17 protein-coding genes, 1 tRNA gene and 1 pseudogene are annotated in these 18988 nt (G+C 33.5%); 4 read left to right on the top strand and 15 right to left on the bottom strand.

Features of this window, described 5'->3' with window-relative positions; translation table 11 throughout:
* Nucleotides 1-147: 147 nt before the first annotated feature.
* The 8 genes from JKF54_RS05550 to JKF54_RS05515 form a co-directional block, all read right to left on the bottom strand.
* On the bottom strand, nt 148-1032 hold the full coding sequence (locus tag JKF54_RS05550; protein ID WP_211907959.1) for a P44/Msp2 family outer membrane protein: 885 nt from the start codon (nt 1030-1032) through the stop codon (nt 148-150).
* A 100-nt stretch (nt 1033-1132) separates the two neighbouring features.
* A complete protein-coding gene (locus JKF54_RS05545; protein ID WP_211907957.1) occupies nt 1133-3151 on the bottom strand; it encodes a type IV secretory system conjugative DNA transfer family protein in 2019 nt (672 codons plus the stop codon).
* Between the two features lie 30 nt (nt 3152-3181).
* Nucleotides 3182-4174: a P-type DNA transfer ATPase VirB11 gene (gene virB11 / locus JKF54_RS05540; RefSeq protein WP_019236952.1), complete on the bottom strand. Its 993-nt coding sequence runs from the start codon at nt 4172-4174 to the stop codon at nt 3182-3184.
* Between the two features lies 1 nt (nt 4175).
* Nucleotides 4176-5687 carry a TraB/TrbI/VirB10 family type IV secretion system protein gene (locus JKF54_RS05535; RefSeq protein ID WP_211907955.1) on the bottom strand — a complete coding sequence of 504 codons (1512 nt, stop codon included), beginning with the start codon at nt 5685-5687 and terminating at the stop codon, nt 4176-4178.
* 16 nt (nt 5688-5703) lie between these two features.
* Nucleotides 5704-6495 (bottom strand): P-type conjugative transfer protein VirB9, encoded by a 792-nt coding sequence (virB9, locus tag JKF54_RS05530; RefSeq protein WP_019236950.1) that lies wholly within the window; start codon nt 6493-6495, stop codon nt 5704-5706.
* On the bottom strand, nt 6482-7162 hold the full coding sequence (locus JKF54_RS05525; RefSeq protein ID WP_211907953.1) for a VirB8 family type IV secretion system protein: 681 nt from the start codon (nt 7160-7162) through the stop codon (nt 6482-6484). The genes virB9 and JKF54_RS05525 overlap by 14 nt, the downstream gene beginning before the upstream one ends.
* Before the next feature lie 72 nt (nt 7163-7234).
* The gene (locus JKF54_RS05520; protein ID WP_211907951.1) at nt 7235-8320 is read right to left on the bottom strand and encodes a GTP cyclohydrolase II; all 1086 of its coding nucleotides are present in this window, start codon (nt 8318-8320) and stop codon (nt 7235-7237) included.
* A gap of 20 nt (nt 8321-8340) precedes the next feature.
* Nucleotides 8341-8428: transfer RNA gene (locus JKF54_RS05515), tRNA-Leu, on the bottom strand.
* Nucleotides 8429-8618: 190 nt separating this feature from the next.
* On the opposite strand from JKF54_RS05515, the gene JKF54_RS05510 reads away from it, so the two are divergent.
* The 3 genes and pseudogenes from JKF54_RS05510 to JKF54_RS05505 all read left to right on the top strand — a co-directional run bounded on the left by JKF54_RS05510 (nt 8619) and on the right by JKF54_RS05505 (nt 11478).
* Entirely contained in the window at nt 8619-9854 is a 1236-nt protein-coding gene (locus JKF54_RS05510) for a metallophosphoesterase family protein (RefSeq protein ID WP_211907948.1), read from the top strand.
* Nucleotides 9855-9869: 15 nt separating this feature from the next.
* Nucleotides 9870-10211 (top strand): annotated as a pseudogene (locus JKF54_RS06555) (transposase); the annotation flags it as partial.
* Nucleotides 10212-10464: 253 nt separating this feature from the next.
* Complete coding sequence (locus tag JKF54_RS05505) at nt 10465-11478, top strand: hypothetical protein (protein WP_211907946.1); 1014 nt, start codon at nt 10465-10467, stop codon at nt 11476-11478.
* A gap of 5 nt (nt 11479-11483) precedes the next feature.
* Here the strand turns inward: JKF54_RS05505 and dcd are convergent, their stop codons facing one another.
* Both dcd and JKF54_RS05495 read right to left on the bottom strand, forming a co-directional pair.
* The gene (gene dcd, locus JKF54_RS05500; RefSeq protein WP_211907943.1) at nt 11484-12041 is read right to left on the bottom strand and encodes a dCTP deaminase; all 558 of its coding nucleotides are present in this window, start codon (nt 12039-12041) and stop codon (nt 11484-11486) included.
* 71 nt (nt 12042-12112) lie between these two features.
* Nucleotides 12113-13570, bottom strand: a complete 1458-nt coding sequence (locus tag JKF54_RS05495) for a TrkH family potassium uptake protein (protein WP_211907941.1) — start codon at nt 13568-13570, stop codon at nt 12113-12115.
* Between the two features lie 124 nt (nt 13571-13694).
* Between JKF54_RS05495 and JKF54_RS05490 the strand changes: the two genes are divergently transcribed.
* On the top strand, nt 13695-14669 hold the full coding sequence (locus JKF54_RS05490; RefSeq protein WP_211907939.1) for a hypothetical protein: 975 nt from the start codon (nt 13695-13697) through the stop codon (nt 14667-14669).
* Between the two features lie 115 nt (nt 14670-14784).
* Here JKF54_RS05490 and JKF54_RS05485 read toward each other — a convergent pair whose 3' ends face one another.
* The 5 genes from JKF54_RS05485 to rpsB all read right to left on the bottom strand — a co-directional run bounded on the left by JKF54_RS05485 (nt 14785) and on the right by rpsB (nt 18943).
* On the bottom strand, nt 14785-15801 hold the full coding sequence (locus JKF54_RS05485) for a substrate-binding domain-containing protein (protein ID WP_211907937.1): 1017 nt from the start codon (nt 15799-15801) through the stop codon (nt 14785-14787).
* Nucleotides 15802-15993: 192 nt separating this feature from the next.
* The gene (gene frr, locus JKF54_RS05480) at nt 15994-16551 is read right to left on the bottom strand and encodes a ribosome recycling factor (RefSeq protein WP_211907935.1); all 558 of its coding nucleotides are present in this window, start codon (nt 16549-16551) and stop codon (nt 15994-15996) included.
* 7 nt (nt 16552-16558) lie between these two features.
* Nucleotides 16559-17302, bottom strand: coding sequence for a UMP kinase (gene pyrH, locus JKF54_RS05475; protein WP_211907933.1), 744 nt, complete (start codon nt 17300-17302; stop codon nt 16559-16561).
* Nucleotides 17286-18131 (bottom strand): translation elongation factor Ts, encoded by an 846-nt coding sequence (gene tsf, locus JKF54_RS05470; protein ID WP_211907931.1) that lies wholly within the window; start codon nt 18129-18131, stop codon nt 17286-17288. The genes pyrH and tsf overlap by 17 nt, the downstream gene beginning before the upstream one ends.
* Nucleotides 18128-18943, bottom strand: coding sequence for a 30S ribosomal protein S2 (gene rpsB / locus JKF54_RS05465; protein WP_211908765.1), 816 nt, complete (start codon nt 18941-18943; stop codon nt 18128-18130). Before rpsB ends, tsf begins: the two co-directional genes overlap by 4 nt.
* Between the last annotated feature and the right edge of the window lie 45 nt (nt 18944-18988).

The raw sequence follows: 18988 nt of genomic DNA, 5'->3' as shown, positions 1-18988 counted from the left end.
TTGTTCCAGCCCTACACGCTGGAACTGAGAAAAAAGAGCCTGAATTACAAGAAAGAAAATATTCAGATAACGAGAAAGTTGTCACCTGGTTAGCAGCTACAGTCGTGTGACGCAGACATGCTACCAGGAAAATAGTCTCTATCAGAGTTAAGCTTTGCTTGCAAAATGAAAAGTAAGACCAGCTTCTATACCGTGTGTGTGAAACACTTGATTGCCTATACTGATACTTTCTTTGTGTAACTTCTGGTCCGATGGTTTTTGACTTTTATTCAATTCTAATATCTTTTTTCCATCTGGGTTTACCTGTTGCTTTGCTTTCATTTCTCCTAACACCTCTGCTTCAAAATCAACATTACTACCAAGAACACCAAAACCTCTATATCCGATGTGCATATTTATATCTTCGTTTATACGATAATCAAAGCCAGCTTTCAATTGACCTGCAGGTCTTATTGACGATTTTTCAAACATTGTCATTCTTGTTGCACCAACTCCAATACCAACGTAAGGAGAAAAAGAGAAACTATCACTTTTCCAATAATGATAAACATTTGCCATTACAGATGCGTTTTCTACTTGGTCATGATTAATTACAGTTTTATACATATAAGTTTTTTTATTAGCACTCTCACCAACGTCTTTTAGATACGAAACAGTTACTTGATTACTTGATAAACCAACATTATCTACTTTTACAGAAGAGTACATCCCTTCCAATTCAGCTCTATAGCTATTATTGCCTAGTTCTCCTGTGTAACCAAACGTTACATTTGCAGCAAAAGGTGGGTTATAATCTCCTTTATACTTACTTATTAACTGACCTTCTGTTCTCTGAGCATCTATGTCATTTATAGATACACGGTTATCATCTGTAGCATCTTTGCCTCCAATTTTTGCTTTCAACTTACCCAAGTTCAAATATTGACCGTAATATCCACCACCAAAGTAAAATCCTTCTGTTTCACTTGCAAAAGATTGTTGTGACAACAATAAAGCAAGTGCCGTAACTGCTAATGTTTTTTTACTCATCATGACTATTCCTCTAGTTAAAATAGCTAATCTAGTACTAATTAATTAAAAATGATTTAATATGAAAAAACTAATTATTTTCTAAACTAAAAAATAGGTAAAATTAACCTCTATCCTCGATTTTATTGCCGTCTAGTTTGTCCTCATCTTCAAATTCATCATCATCGTCAAATTCATCCTTACTGTCTTCATCATCAAACCCATCATCGTCTTCCTCATCATCAAAACCATCACCACCTTCAAATTTATCATCAATATCCTCGTCTTCAAATCCATCTTCAATCTCTGGCTCATCGTATATTGCATCTTCAGTTTTAGCTTCAACAGGATAATCAGCAGCTTCAATAGCATTACTCTCTTCTTCATTACTAATCTTATCTTTGTTAGCAGCAGAAAAGACCTTGTTTGGATCATATGGCTCTTGTGTAGGCACACGTGTTGGTTTAATCAGCCTCCTTGTGAATGTGCTATCACTATAGTACAAAATTTTCTTTGACTTAATTGGATAAGTCGATTCTATCAAAATTATTTGATCATCACGTGGCAGCATAATAATTTCTTGAGGTAAGAGCAATGCTCTCTGTGTTTCAGAGATATGCAATGATCTTGATGCAGGATTCAAGTCTAAAAATTTAGGTTTGTTTAATGATTCTTGTTGTACAGTTTTGTTTCCTATAAGCTGAGATATCAAATTAGCCGTTTCAATATTATTGGCTGCAAAAGTTATTCTATAGGTTGAGTTTGATAAAAAGGAGTTCATTCCTGCTTCTTCATATATTCCTTTAAGCTGTTCAGTATCTTGAACGATTAAAAATAACCTTACTCGATAGCCACGAAAGTATGCGATGCCCGTTTGAAATTGCTCCATTTTTCCAAGTGTTGGAAACTCATCCATTAAAAATAATACGCCGTAAGGCTCGTCATCCGATGGCAATTTTCTACATAAAAACTCAGTTGCCTGTTGGTAAAAAACCTGCATTAAAGGCCTGAGCCTAGTTAAGTTATCAGGAGTTAAACCAACATAAACTGTAGTTTTCTTCTTTTTAAAATCCAAAATATTAAAATCACTTGATGCAGTTGCAGTATCGATCAATGGGTTTGCCCACAATTCAAGCGACGAGTTCATAGTTGACACAACACCTGATCTTTCTTTGTCAGCCTTTTGCAAAAAAGCTGCAATGTTCATATACGCTACCGGATGTATTATTTTACCCATTGTGTCCAAAACTACAGCAAGATTGTAAACTACGTCATCGCTACGCATCGTACGCACAACCTCACCAAAAGATTTAACTTTCTCTGGTGCAGCAAGTAAATATAGTACCACCCCAACAAATAAGCTTCTTGCTTCGTTTTGCCAAAAATCTTGTTCAGGCATGATTAGGTTAGCTATTTTTTGCACATCGTCAACCATCTGTCCAGGTTTTTCACTAATCCATTCCAGTGGATTATAACAATGGCTTACCCCATCTGGCTGCGCTGGGTTCCATACATATACTTTTTGTCCTTGTCGCTCTCGCCAACCACTTGTTATTTCATAGTTCTCTAATTTTATATCATGCACAATTACCGAATCATTCCAAAATAACAAATTAGGAATTACAAAACCAACACCTTTACCAGAGCCCGTAGGTGCAAAGAGCAATGCATGCTGAAACCCATCAGCAATAAAATATCCTCTCTTATCTTTACCAAGCAATAGACCTTTTTTGCTTCTTAATCCCGCTTTTCGTATGTCTTTCTCTGATGCCCACTGTGAATCTCCATGAAGTGATTCTTTCTTTTTAAATGGCCGCCACTCAATTAGTCTTTCTCTCACATTCCACAAAATAATCATCAAAACAATTTGAGGCAGTACAGAAGATACAACTAATTTAATTTTGAGCTCAAAGCTATATAGCTCTGGATGATGCCAACAATATTGTATATGATCAAAAATTGTCGGCCAGAGAGCTTGAGGAAAAGGTGTCAAGCTAGGATTAATTGCTCTAAAATCTACACCATCTGGACCGTCAACAAACAGATAGAATAATATACCAGACAAATAGAAGCAAAATTCAAGTATGCTAAAAGATACTACACCTCCTATGAGAATATTGCGTAGGTGATTTCCATTACTCATAAACTACTTTTTCTTAACTTACGTATAAATTTAAGTATTTTCATTTGAAGATCTAGTAAATAATATTTCAGAAATGCTTCTTTTTCCACCACTGGTCCTTTTGAGTTGAATAACAATGTCAATTACATTTCTAATGTATGGTATGATCTGATCTGGGGGAATGCCAAGATTTGCTTGCATAACCATAAGTTTTATTTGCTCAAGAGCCATTGCCGGACTATCCGCATGAAGAGTTGATATTGACCCTGGGTGGCCAGTGTTTATTGCTCTAAGAAAACTAAAAGCTTCTGCTCCACGCAGCTCACCAACTATTATTCTATCTGGTCTTAAACGTAAACATGCCTCTATCAAATCTTGAGTGGTCACTTTTGCCCTGCCTTGCCCTCCTTTAGAAGCAATTAAATGGACTTTATTGGGATGATCATTCAAAACTATCTCTCTTGCATCTTCAACAGTAATAATTCTTTCTTCAGATGGAATAGCACGCAAAGTAGCATTAGTAAAAGTGGTTTTACCAGTGGAAGTTCCACCACTAATTATGATATTTTTCTTACTTATTACAGCATATTCTAAAAACTCTTTTATTTTTTTTTGTTTCAGTAGCAAATCTAGATGACGATCTACTGGATTATCGGTCACTCCTATAACAGTTTCAGAAAAAGCCCCCATTTTTTCATAATCATCCAATGCCAATTGCATAGAAGAAGGTTTACGAATTGAAATGACTACTTTATCAGGCTCACATGCTGGAGGAAACACTATCTGTATACGATAACCATTTGGTAATGTAGCTGAAAGCAGCGGTGTCTCTTCGCTCAGTTTTTGTTCTGTAGCTTGAGCAATCAACCTGCTAAGAGATTTTAAATGATTAAGATCAAATATTTCTAACTTTTCGCATCTTATTTCACCGCGATTTTCAATCCATACTTCCTTCGGTTTATTTATTGATATTTCATTTACACCTTCCTCTTGAAATATGCCTTGTAATGGCTCCAAATATGTATCAAGTGCAGCATAGTTCATTTCAGTTATTTAATATTGACTGTGGAGGAAATACTATATCTTGGTTAACAAATACTTTCAATGAAGTTCCTTGATTAACATAAATAGTTGGTTTTTTATCTACACTCCTATCAACTATATCTCGCATGTCTTTGGAAAAATCATTGATTGACTTCCCTATTGCTTCATCATAAACAGATTTGCTTCTTTTCTGAGTTTGCCTCAACAGTTGACGTACATCGTCTAAAGTTATACCGATATTATCACTAGTAATTGCATCAACTCCACTAGCTCCAGAACTTTTTATCACACTTACTATTTCTTCCTTTATTATTCTCAGCAAATCCTGATCACTTTTAGCATTTCGAATTTTTTCAATAGCCCTAATACCCAATTTCCATTTTTCGTCTCCTACCTTCCCAACTTCAGTTTTTATAGAATTCTCCAATCTCTCAACAATAGCCCCTTTGAGAGAAGAAATATCTATTTCAGTTGCAGTAATAGACTTCACTGCATCCATGGCAGTTAGCGCATCGATAAGATTAGAGGCTTTTTGTCCTACAACAGCTGAACCAATCGAAACACCAGCAAGTGCCACTGAAGAGAATAATGCACTTGCTATTTTATTATCAACTATTCCAGCTATCCCTGCCCTTCCAAGCTCATCGGTACCAGATGATGCAATAGCAACATCTATACCATGAGGAAGAATGATCCTATTCCAATTTATGTTCACGCGGGCTTTTGCAACATTTGAGTCGAATGAATAACCACCTATTAACCTTGAACCTTTTGGTATTAAAATTGTATCACCAGTTTCTGCATAAACGTCTCTACTAACAACAGCACGGAGCATTCCTTGTAAGTCAGAACTTATTGCAGTTTCAAGAATAGCGTCAATAACTTTACCTTGAATAATCATTAAACCAAGCTTTCCAGCTTTGGTAGCTTTGCTCGATTGTGCTGAGGTATTGGATAAAACAGCATCTGTAGCTTTACCTTCCCCACTACTACCTGAAATTGCTAACATTTGTGCACTACGTCTGTCTCTAGGATAACCGCCACCCCCTATTGTAGGAAATGAAGTAGGCAAATTGCTAATAACATTACCAGAAGGAAAATTTTGCTTTGGTAAAACAGGTATATTTGACAAGGGAATTTCTTTTAGTTGCTCTTCTTTTTTTGTCACTTCCTCTTTTTTGATTTGTTTTACTTCTGGTATGACTTGTGGAATAGGAAGAGGAGGTAAGGGTGGCAAGAGATCAGTTACTACTCTTTCGGAAACTATTGCATTATCTGGAACTTGTTCTAACTTTCCTTTCAATTCTTGAATGTTTTGCTTTGTTTCCTCTTTTTTAACAATCTCTGGACCCTCTTTATTAGAAGGACTAAAATAAAGATAGTACACTCCACCAACTAAGAGCGCTACCATAACTATCATCAATGCCTTATAACCTTGATTAGAGCCAACTGTTACTACCTTGCTTTCTATCTCTGATTCATCTTCTACACTATTATGCCTTTCTTTACTCATATTATATGTACCACAACTAAAGTGACCTATTTATAACTTCAACTTCACTACCTTCATAACGCATTAATAGCTTTTTATGTACTCCTTTTATTACAACATAATCATCAAATAACAGCCTTTTACAGGATTCGCCTTCTATAAAAATCTGAGGAATTTTATTACTATTTCTAAACTTTAAATAGGTTAAATAACCATCATCGAATAACTCAATTGGAACTATATCTACGTTACCACCTTCATCAATATATGTATAGTTGTACCTCGTATTATTTTCTTGTATTATTTTTTCTGGCTTTTCTGTAATGTATTGCATTTGAGTAGGTAAAGAAACCTCATCTAAATCAACATCAAATTCATCTTCTTCTTGAGGATAATAAAAACGTATTACGTAAGATATATCCTTTTCAACGGAATAATCATGATCCACTTTTTTAGCATCAGTATCTGGGTATTTATCGTAATTTGGTCTTGAAATTAGATCAAAAATGTAATTTCTCTTTTTAGTTGTCGTAATAATCATGTTAGTGCGACTACTGACTTCAAATGGCATGACAAGCAGTTTATTATCATAAGGATTAATTTTCCAACTTGATGCATCACCAACAGCAATATTTTTGACTTTTTCCCCTTCTGCAAACTCAATATAAGAATAGTAACCTTGACTAAAAATTACTGTAAACACCTCATTAGGGCTATATACAAAAGTCTTTATTCTACTATCTACAGAAATAGGTTTATTATTAATAGATGCATTTAAGTTGCCACTTATTAGTAAAGCTAAAACTAACAATATCCTACACATATTCATCATCTACTCTATATGAAATAACTTGAAACCCTAACGGGTTAATATATCTTTGCTGATCATTCATTTCAAGCGATGCATATTTATACGACATCACAACTATCTTATTTTTCCTTGAGGAATTTCCATCTTTTCGTGTAAATTCTATAGAAAATCTCACTTGAAGAGCATCGTTACCTAATTTTTGAATTGAACGAATTTTCAACTCACCTTTAGCATCTGAATATAAATTAAAAAGGTCATTCATATTCTGCGATTTTATATAATTGCTAAATTCACTATATACACTAGGCGAAGAAAACAACCTTACTTTTGTATAATAATTATAATTATAATTATATGGATCAAAAACCTCCCTTGCTTTTATATACTCTGAAATAAAATAATCGTTCAGCGTTTCATTTGCAGAATATTGTTTTACTGTAACAGGATCAACCAATTGCACTATTCCTGACTTTTTATCAATTTCTATAACGAATGGCTCAATAGTGCTACTTGTGCTAATTTTAAATATAGCTAATATGCTTATAGAAATTGCAACTAGTAATATTAATGTAAATAAAAGTAAAGTATTTCTCTGAGCAACAACTGTGCTATAGCGACTTGAATTCCAATTTATATCCTTATCCAATGAATCATTACTTTTTTCTTGTTTTAAAAATTTCAGCATCTCAATATTCTTAAAAATCTTAACTTATATTAATTAACATAGCAAGCTAACAAAGTAGTTATAACAAAAAAGCTAATAAACCCTTAATCCATGGCCTAACTTGCCAAATTTTGTTTCCATATATGAATCATTATATTCATTGCGTTCCATAATAAGTGGTATACACTTTGTAACTTCTATACCGTTATTTTTCAACTCTGATAACTTTCTACCATTGTTTGTAAGTAATTGTATTTTGTTAATGTTCAATTTCTTAAGTATTTTAGCTGCAACAGCAAAGCTCCTTTCATCATCTTCAAAACCCAATACTCTATTTGCATCAACAGTATCAAGATTATATTTTCTTTGCATACTGTATGCTCTTAACTTATTAGTTAAACCAATGCCTCTCCCATCTTGCATCAAGTATAATATAATGCCATTCCCAAAGTCGGTCATTATTTGAATCGCTTGATGTAACTGGCTTCTGCAATCACATGATAAGCTGTCTAATAAGTCTCCTGTATAGCATGAAGAATGAATTCTCACTAATGGCTCATTATCTTTATCTGGATTGCCAATGATAATTGCATAATGTTCTCTTCCGCCACTTTTGGTTCTATAAGATATGATATCTACTTCTTGAGTCTGTTTTAAAAATAATGATGTTTTGCACACTTCATACACACTATGATTTTGTTGAAAATCATTCACAAGTAACGTATTTAGTGCAATAATGTCATTTTCTTCACACCAATTTCGCATTTCATGTTTATTCTCAAAAGTCATATCAGCCACTAACGCGTATGGCAATAATTCTGAGAACTTAAGCAAGGCAACAGCATAAGCATCTATTGTCTTTGAGCATTGCAACTCTTTTATCCAATCTTCCTTTGAACAGTTTATTAAATGGAGCAGTTCATCAAAATTGCTTATCAACAGACGTTTGCTACTATGTTCTTTACTCTGACATATGTATTTTACCTTACTTGCAGTCAAAGTAACATACACATTACCTGATATAAGCTTATATTGACTAAATAAATTTTTTTCTAAAGTTTCAGCAGCAGCAAGCAATAGATAGTTATTTTCATCATCATATATTAAAATTGGAAGACCACGCCTGACTTCACTGATGGCCCTTTCTACTTTATTTCTACTTTGATTTCCTATAAACATTTCACCTACACCAAACAACTTGGTGCGGTCGAGAAGACTTGAACTTCCAAGGCTTTGTGAGCCACAGCGACCTCAACGCTGCGTGTCTACCAATTCCACCACGACCGCACTTTATTCTAGTTTCTATATAATTACTTTAAATTACTTAATCATTTTAGGATTTTTCATCTAAAGTGTCAATCTGATACTAGGATAATTTAGGAAATGCCTGTATAATTTAACTATGAATTTTATGGTTACAAACTTTAATCATTTAAGATAATCTTACTGCTAATTCTTAATTTAGGTCTTTATACAAATGAAAATAGCTAATATCTTCATTTTTTTAATTCTATCTCTTACAATTAGCTTTTACCCCACTCATGCACAAATATTGTACACATGGTCTCAAATCATTCCAGAAAATAAATTAAGCATACGTGCGATTATAGACAATAACATGTGTCCCATTGCTTACGTCGATAATAAGGCAGTAGAAATGCTAAATCGCAGCTCAATTAACAATACCGAAACAGTTTGTGAACTGATAGTAGAAACAAATGCTCAAAACATTAGTATTGACAATATAAAAGTTCCCGTATTAGCGGAAAAGATCAGCAAAATTGCCTTCATTGGCGATACAGGATGTAGAATAAATATGTTATTTCAGCAAGAATGTAATTCTGTAGATAACTGGCCTTTGAAAAAAAATTTAGATTCAATCGCTTTTCATAAACCAGATTTAATTATCCATGTTGGTGATTATCATTATAGACAAACAAAATGTAGAAACACAAAAAAGTGCGGCGATATTTATGGATATAGCAAAGAAGCTTGGTACGCTGATTGGTTTGAGCCTGCAAAAGATATTTTAACACAATCTCCTTTTCTTTTTGTTCGTGGAAATCATGAGAGTTGTAATAGAGCTTATGAAGGATGGTTCAGATATTTAGATTCATACCCCTTTTTCCCTCAAAAATGTGAAGATCTTATTTCCAGTTGGTTCTTAGATGCTGGGCCGATGAAGTTTTTTATCTTCGACTCTTCATCCGGTGAGGAAATTTTTACAACCCAAAGCACAGTTGATGCTTTTGAGAGGCAGTTTGATAAATTGATACAAGATAAGCCCACGTGGTTTTTGACTCATAAACCACTTTGGAGATCTCCAAAAAAAGAATTTTTGACATTAAAAAGCCATGGTAATCTTACACAAATTGAAGCTTTTGGAGATAAATTTCCAAGCAATGTTACTACCATAGTTTCTGGCCACATTCATATAGCCCAGATTTTATTAATGGATAATGTTCCAGATCAGATTATAGTTGGAAACGGCGGTGCATTATTACACGCTCAAGATCAAGAACCTGTTTATCAAAACGTAGAATTTAACTATCCAAATAGTAGAAATTACTTAGCACACGAAGTTAGAAACTTTTTCGGCTTTGGCTTTGCAATATTAGGTTTAGACGATCACAAATTTACTTTCTATAACCAAGATAATAAGGAAATGTATTCTGCAAACCTAACGAAAGACTTTAAATTCAAAACAAATTAAAATTAGGACTATTTAAGGACGCAGAAAAAACGTGCTGAGCTTAAAAAACTCATAGCAACAAAAAACACTGAAATTCTTGTATATATCGACTAATCTGGAATTGATAACACAAAAGTCAGCGTATTAGTATGATTGCAGCTTTGAATAAGGGAAAAATTATGGCGCCTATGATTTTTGAAGGCTACTGCGATACAGACGTTTTTAATAGCTAGTTCAAGCTTTATTGCTGGGTGATTTTGGATAATGCAACTTTTTATAGAAAATAAGTGAATTTGTTAAAAGTATCGGTGCTGAAGTTATATATCTGCCTCCATATTCTCCTGATTTTAATCAAACCATTGGTTTGCTATAAAAAATTGAGCCAGAAAGAATATCCAGCTATTCAAACTATTAGAAAAAGAGCTATATATGAGCATGTTTTAGCACAGACATTTTTTTGTAACTAGGCGAATGCAATCAGTTTTAGCTGCTTGAGAGGATATCAATTAATAAAGAAATGCATCTATAGTAATTAGAAGAAAGAATGAAAAAGTACAGAAGTAGAAATGTGAGTTGACAAAATAAGAGAAATATAATATATTGACGATAGTGATACTATTTAAAATTAATTATGCCAGTGGTAGTAAATACACCAGGTAACATACAAAGAACGTCAAAATTAAGAGATATTTTACTAGCCCCTGTGAGGTGGCTAGTCATTGGTTTAGCTGTAGTATTACTCATAGCATCTATTGTTCTTGTTCTAGCATTAACTCTAGTCGCTCAAGCATTGAGTAAGCTATATGTTCTTGCAGGAGGCAAATTACCAGAATGGTTAGATCAAAGAACTGAAGCATTTATGGAGGCAGCGCGTATCCCACAAACAACGCATGATACTAATGTAAATGATGCAATTAATATTAACGTTCAAAAGCTAAAAGAAAACTATGGCGAGCCTTATGTTGATGATAAGTTTATAAAGGAAATAGAAGGATTTATTGATCAGTTAGAGTGCATAGCAAATGGCACACAAAAAGCTGTAGATAAAGATCAACTCACAGCAGATGAGCAAAAACATGCGCTTGAGTGCCTAAAGCGTATAAAAAATGACCCTGATTCACATAGTGGAAGTGGATTAAGATTGAAGCAAGTTTTAAGTTTGGTTTGGAAAGCTTGTAAGGATAAAAATAAAAAAAGTACTGATAATAATATAGATATTAATACCCGCATATCACAGAGAAAATATCAACTGGTTAAACATTTAGTAGAATCGCAAACAGAATACGGAGTACTTGTTGGCAGTGCATGTTTTACTGATACCTTTAACAGTATTGTCTCTTCCTTGTACACTTTTGAAGAGTTTTCCTTCTTGCAAAGAGCGGATAAGGCTACTGTAAAACAAGAATTTCAAAATGAGCTACAAAAAAAAGGTGAAGAATTATTTAATCAGCTTGCCAATGATGAAGAAAAAAAAGAAGTTGCAAAAGCTTTAAGTAATCCTTCTACAAATTTCTTTATTAGCTTTATAGAATCATTTAAAAATCACTCTGCACGTGCAGTTTTAGGTGATAAAAAATGTGATGAACTAATAAAAGAAAATTTTGCTAATCTTCAATACAAAGAATCAATATCTAGCTTTATCTAAAGTAATCACTTAACTAACGGCAAAGTGATACCATGTTGATTCATATATTTTCCTTTCATATCATCGTATGATTTCTCGCATTCACTTTCGCCGCTTAAAAACACAAATTGGCATGCTCCTTCATTAGCGTAAATTTTTGCAGGAAGTGGAGTAGTGTTAGAGAATTCAAGTGTGACGTGACCTTCCCACCCAGGCTCTAAAGGTGTGACGTTTACTATAATACCACATCTTGCATAAGTTGATTTACCAACACAAATTACCAGTACATTCTTTGGTATACGAAAATATTCCACCGTGCTGGCAAGTACAAAACTATTTGGTGGGATTATACATACATCTGTTTCCTTATCTATGAAACTATTCTCAGAAAAATTCTTGGGGTCTACAATAGCTGAATTAACATTAGTAAAAATCTTAAACTTATTACTAACTCTTGCATCATAGCCATAAGATGATAATCCGAAAGATACAACACCCTTACTGCTTTTATGATTCACAAAAGGCTCTATCATTCTAGAGTTTTCAGCCTTTTCCCTTATCCATTTATCTGGCATAACTGCCATAATTGTCCTTTAAAGTTTTGTAATACTTATAATAATATGTAATAGAATTTAAATGTAAACCTGAATTCGCGTTACACTCTTGAATGGCAAAGTTTCCAGTATAAACTACCTATACAAAAATAAATTGGCAATATTTCAAGCCTGCCAAGCAGCATCAAAAACGATAGAAATAGCTTTACTCCACCACTAAAGGAGGAATAATTACCTGAAGGACCTATTAGGTTACTAAACCCTGGGCCAGAATTTGTAAGCATTGCAGAAACAGAGCTGATGCTAATTATAAAGTCCGCATTGCTCAAGTAAGACATCACTATTGATGATATAGTGAACGTTAACATGTAAATCGCAAAAAACGTAAAGACGGATTGAACTTCATCATTTTCCAGTATTTTACCATTGAGTTTTACTCTATCGCTTTCACTTGGATTTAATAAAGAGCTAAAGTAATTCCTTATAGATTTTAGAAAAATGACTAAACGGAAGATTTTGATTCCACCACTAGCAGAACCACCACATCCACCAATAAAGGCTGAAAAGAAAGCTAAGACTGAAATAAAGCTCCAATTCAAGTAGTTGCACATTACATAGCCAGTTGATGTGATAAAGGAGGTAATGGTGAATGTGCTGTACCTAAATGATAAAAATACTCCTAAGTCAAAATTTTTATATAACCAAAAACAAGCAAGCAAAGATGAGATAACAACTATCTTAATAAAGTAAGAGACCTGTTCATCATAACAAACGTCTAATCGTCTTATAATTTTTAAATAGCTCAGAAAAGGTAAAGAGCCTAAAATCATAAAGATAATTGTTATGACCTCCAATATAGGGTTATTGTAGTAGCCTATAGAATCGTTATAGTTAGCAAATCCACCAGTTGATACAGAGGACATTCCGTGACATACTGCGTCAAATAATGGCATGCCAGCTAGATAGTAGGAAAATATGCACAATAAAATTAGGCAGTAATATATTTCTGCAATATGTATTACTACGCTTCGCGTATGTGGTAACTTTCTTTTAAGAGCATCTGAGTACTCAGAATAGAGTAAATTATTTAAGCTCAAAACCTTAAATATGGGAAAAATTGCAATTCCTACTGTAATTACTCCAAAACCACCTATACCGTGCAGCATTGCTCTCCACAGTAGTATCCCCGGAGATTGTTGCTCGATGTAACTTAGAACAGTTGCTCCTGTGGTTGTAATCCCAGATACTGCTTCAAACAGTGCATCAATGTAGCTTAAACTATCAAGATAAAATGGAATAGCTGCAAATAGAGATAATGCAATCCAGGTACAACTGGTAATCGCAAAAATTGCCGGCATTCCATGTAACCTACTTAGTTTACCCAATAGAATAAAAATCGCACTAAATATGCAGGTAACTATAAATCCAACCAGAAAATTTTTCCATTCGTAACCTAGATAATTATTAGTAATAGCAGGAATAAGCATTGCTACGCCAAACAACAATAGAAAAATTCCCACAATAAACGCAATTGAACGTAAAACTTGCAGACTTTCCATAGACAGTACTTTGAAAGCTATATGTTATTAAAACTTCAACCGCTTTGCTAATTTTTTCTCTTGACTTGATTATAAATAAGTATAATTATAGCGCTAAATTTGCCATAAGAGATAGAGGTAAGGTATGTTATTAACTGACAGACAAAAAAAAATTCGAGATTCATTAATTAGTGAAGCTATAAAAGGCAACTTTGAGAATATAAAAAATAATCACGATAGCGATATACAAGAAGTTTTGAAAAACGAATTACCTAGTAATATACAAGAAGAGTTTAAAGGCGATCTACCTAATCCTTGTACCACTTCACAATTTATTATATTCCAAAAAAATCAAAAGGAAATTAATCAATGTATACAGAAAATGGAGCAAAAAATTGAGAGTATTTCGTGTGATATAGCTATACAAGAAGCGAAAGGAAGTGATGATTCGCATATGCAAAAAGTGAAAAACTTAAAGAGAATAAGTGATCTTCACCACAAATTACGTCAAACAATAGATTATTTAGATGTTAAAAAAGTTAAAGCAGTATTAGAAGATTGTGATACAAATCTAGCAATGATTTTAAATAGACCTATACATTCACAGAGCAAAACTACCCTTTTACTTTATCCTCTGCAAGTTGGTCTTAATAAACGATATATAGGTGATGGTAAAAGATTGAAACAAGAAGATCTGAGAAATATAAAAGAAATTACTAAACTTCTTTGGGATAAAGCTTCTCCTGAGATTCGCGATTTCTGGTTTAAATTCCATCAAGATCAACAAGAAGAAAGTACAAAAGACACAAAAGCAACCTTTGAAGCTCATTTGAAAAAAGCTTCTCCTGATATTCGTGACTTGTGGCTTAAATATCAAAGAGTGCCTGAAAATCAAGATGCAGCTGTAATAAAACTTCTTAAAGGTGAGCAACAACGGCATGCCAAGATAGGTAGTGAGAAGTGGCTTGAAGATTTTATTCAAGAAGTTAAGGATTACAAAGAACAAAAAAGCATAAAAGAAAATTGTGAAATAGCCATAGAGAAACCTATCACCAAATGTGTTCTGCAAAACGCGCAACTTTCTAAAGTGAGCACAAATAGAGCCTGTTATATTTCGTAGAAAGTTTTTGTAGTAAATGAGTGCTTAGGAAAGCTAAGTATGATAACAATAAAAACAAGAAATTTAAACGTTCTATTGTTAACCTAGTATCCAGAATAAAAAAATATCAAAGTCATCATATTATATCACGAACCTTTTCCAAGACTTTCTTCATATTTTCACTTGAAAGTGGAATTAGACCAAGCCTAGATAGATATCCACCTTCAGTACTAATAGAGTCTACAACTTCTCTAATGAATTCCCTTAATCCATCAACAGTATCTAAGTGTTCTTTCTTGATATAAAGATATAAAGGCCTTGCTAACATATACTCCCCCGATGATATATTTTTATAAGTTGGCTCAATTCCTGCGATTATGCTTCCTTGAATCTCATCTTGGTTTTTCGCTAAAAAGCTGAAGCTAAATATTCCTAAAGCATTTTTATTGCTCTTCAACTTTTGTATTATTATGTTTTCATTAATTCCAACTTCTATATATCTTCCATCATCTCTGATATTACTACATGCTTTCTTTCTTTTTTCTTGGTCTTGATAATTCTCTTTGAAAATCCTTGAGTTCATACATGAATATTGATCAAGCATAATAAAATTAATCAAAGTTTCATGTGTACCTGTATTTTGATGTGGGCCATAGATTTTAATTTCTGTTTTTGGTAGAGCTTGATTTACATCAGACCAAAATTTCTTGTTATTCTTTACTAATCTATCATTGTCTTCAGAATATGAAGATAAAGTTTCAAACAGGTCATTTTTTGTAAAATCAAATCTATGGCTTTGATTTGAATTTGCAATAACAATTCCATCATAGCCAATTATGATCTCTATTACTTCATTCACTTTATTTCTTTTACATAATTCTCTCTCTACTTCCTTCATAGGGCGAGATGAAGTAGTGATATCTGGTGTGCCTTCCCCTATTCCTGAACAAAACATTTTGAACCCTGATCCACTTCCTATCGATTCTACAACCGGAGTTTTAAAGGAAAATATACGGCTGAATTCTTCAGATATAAATGAGATAAAAGGAAAAACAGTTGAAGATCCAACAATTCTGATATATCTTCTGGCATCAACATTTGACAGTGGGATGAGTAATACAAATGCAAAAATAAGGAAAAGGCGTTTCAGCATCGTTTTCGCTCAAGAGTGTAAACTTAATTATCGTAATAAAAAATCAAACTGAAAAGCTTTTTTTCTAGATTTCAAAAGGTATAACGATCAAATGTGTGCGTAATGATGAGATCTGAATCACAGCATTCATACAGTTGCATATGTATCGAATCCTTGTATGTTTTTCAACACTGAAAATTCTTCCATATTAACTTAATGATGCAATATATCCTTTTCTTTAATAGATAAGTCGTCATCGACTTTTTTTACATTATCATCAGTAATGTTTTGTATTTCCTTTTTGGCAACATGAAAATCATCTTCTGAGATTTCCTTATTTTTCTTCATTTCCTCTATTTCTTCCATAATATCTCTGCGTATATTTCTAATCGCAACTCGTGCATTTTCAGAAAATTGATGCAATAACTTCACTAACTTCTCACGGGTTTCTTGTGTTAAGTCTGGAAGAACTATACGTATAGTATTTCCTTCAACAACAGGATTTAAATTCAGGTTAGCATTGATTATCGCATTTTTTACTTCACCGATAACAGTAGCATCCCAAACTTTAACTGATAGAGTTTTGTTATCTATAGCTGAAACGCCTGCAACTTGGTTCAGTTTTTGATGTCCACCATAGATATTTACAACTATACCATCAAGTAATGATGAGTTAGCTCTACCAGTACGTACACCTTTCATATCATCATGAAAAGACTGAATAGTTTTTAGCATTCTTTCTCTTGTTTTAGCTTTTATTTCGTTTAACATAATTTACCTAATGTTTATAATCTGAGACTATAGTATAAGTACCTTGACCTCTAATAATATTGACCATTTTTTCACTTTTCAAAGAAAAAACTACAATTGGAATAGAATTTTCACGAGCAAGTGAAATTGCTGACGCATCCATAACCTTCAAATCACGAGTTAACAAATCTGTGTAAGAAAGCCTATCGTACATTACAGCATTCTCATTTTTTTTTGGATCAGCAGAATACACGCCACTTACTTGCGTACCTTTTAAAATAACATTACAATTCATTTCAACAGCGCGTAAAGCTGCAGCTGTATCCGTAGTAAAAAATGGATTACCCGTTCCTGCTGCAAAAATTATCACCCTGCCCTCTTCTAAATGATGAATAGCCTTCCTTCTTATATAAGGCTCACATATAGTAGTCATAGGTATAGCAGACAACACCCTAGAGACTATAGAGCTTTTTTCTAAAAAATTTTGCAAAATTAAAGCATTAATGACAGTGCCAAGCATTCCAATATAATCACTGCTTGCTCTTTCACAGCCACTTAAAGATGCTGATGCACCACGAAAAATATTCCCACCACCAACAACAATACAAACTTGAACTCCGAGATTACAAACTTCAACTATGTCTTTGGATAGTTTATCTATCACTTCCATATCATGGCCAAATAGCTTTGATCCCATCAAAGCCTCCCCAGAGATTTTGAATAACACTCTGGGGTATTTTACTTCTGAAGTTTTGTTACTTATTTGCACCATCCAAAGTAAGTAACTTATAATTAGCTAATTTAACAGCACTTGATTCTATAAAACCAGCAATCTTCATTTTATCATCTTTTATAAACTTCTGCTCTAGCAGAACAACTTCTTCATAGTATTTAGCCATTCGTCCATCTACTATTTTTTTCGCTACCTCTTCAGGTTTATTTAAGCTCTTTACTTGCTCCTCAATTATAGAACGCTCATTGTTTAATTTTTCTTGATCTAAATCATCTATAGATAAAGCTTCAGGTTTCATAGCAACTACATGCATAGCTATTTGCTTTCCAATCTCTTGTTTATCACCAGATGATTGCAATGCTACTAAAGCACCAATCTTACCTAAGCCATTCATATCACCATGTACATAGCCAGCAATAATCCCATCCTTAGTCTCTAGGTAGCAAAGATTGCTTAACTCTAACTTCTCACCAAGAACCGATGTACCACTCATAATAGCTTCCTGCACTGTACCAACATCTTCATATTTGGCATTTTTTAACTCATCAAGACTAGTACAACGTTCTTGACAAGCAATTGATGCTAAATTTGAAACTAATGCTATGAACTTCTCATTTCTAGCAACAAAATCAGTTTCACAATTGACTTTAACCAATACACCATAATTTTTAGCCAAGCACATAGCAATAAGCCCATCCGAAGCTACTCTATCAGACTTTTTGTCAGCTTTAGCAAATCCTATTGTACGTAACCTATCAACGGCTTTCTTAATATCACCATCGCACTCTTCTAACGCTTTCTTACAATCGCTTAAGCCAAGCCCTGTTCTATCGCGTAATTCCCTTATACTACTTGAATCCATCTTCATTTACTTACTATTACCTCCCTTTCTGTTTCAACCTTAATACGCTTCTTTTTAGTTTGCACAGTATCCTCTTCTTTTTCTTGAATAAGCTCATCATCCTTAACTCTAGACCTTGTCAAACTAGACTCTATTCCAGCTAATATAGAATCAGCAACTAATTTACAATAGAGCTCTATTGATTTTCTTGAATCATCATTTCCTGGTATAGGATAGGCAATACCATCTGGGTCAGAATTGGTATCAAGTACTCCAACTACAGGAATACCCAGTTTTTTAGCCTCTTTAACCGCTATATGCTCTTTGTTAGTATCAATAATAAATAAAATATCAGGAACTGCTCCCATTTCTCTAATTCCACCCAATTCTTTATCAAGCTTTTTTCTTTTCTTTTCAATGTTTCCTAATTCTTTTTTTGTTAAGATGCTATCTTCATCATTGGATATTTTCTCATATTGTATCAAAGTTTTTATCGAAGAAGAAACAGTGTTCCAATTAGTAAGCATACCACCAAGCCATCGATCATTTACATAATACTGACCACAACGAACTGCTTCACTTGCAACAATATCTAAAGCTTGAAATTTCGTACCAACAAATAAAATGCGACCATCTTGAGATGCAACATCGTATAAAGCTTTCATCGCCACCTCTAACAATGGTAATGTTTTTCGTAAGTCTATTATGTGTATACGATTCTGTTGATGTATACCATATATATATGGGGCCATTTTCGCATTCCAGCGACTAACTTTATGGCCAAAATGCACACCAGATTCAGCTAAATCACGTATAGTAACTTTAGGCAAATTTATCATATTTACTCCTCCAAATAGTTTACCTTCCATGGCATAACCCTAATG

This window comes from Wolbachia endosymbiont of Spodoptera picta (genome assembly GCF_018141665.1).
In the GTDB taxonomy this organism is placed as follows: domain Bacteria; phylum Pseudomonadota; class Alphaproteobacteria; order Rickettsiales; family Anaplasmataceae; genus Wolbachia.
The sequence above is the reverse complement of the archived record's forward strand: the minus strand, read 5'-3'. Positions and strand labels throughout refer to the sequence as shown.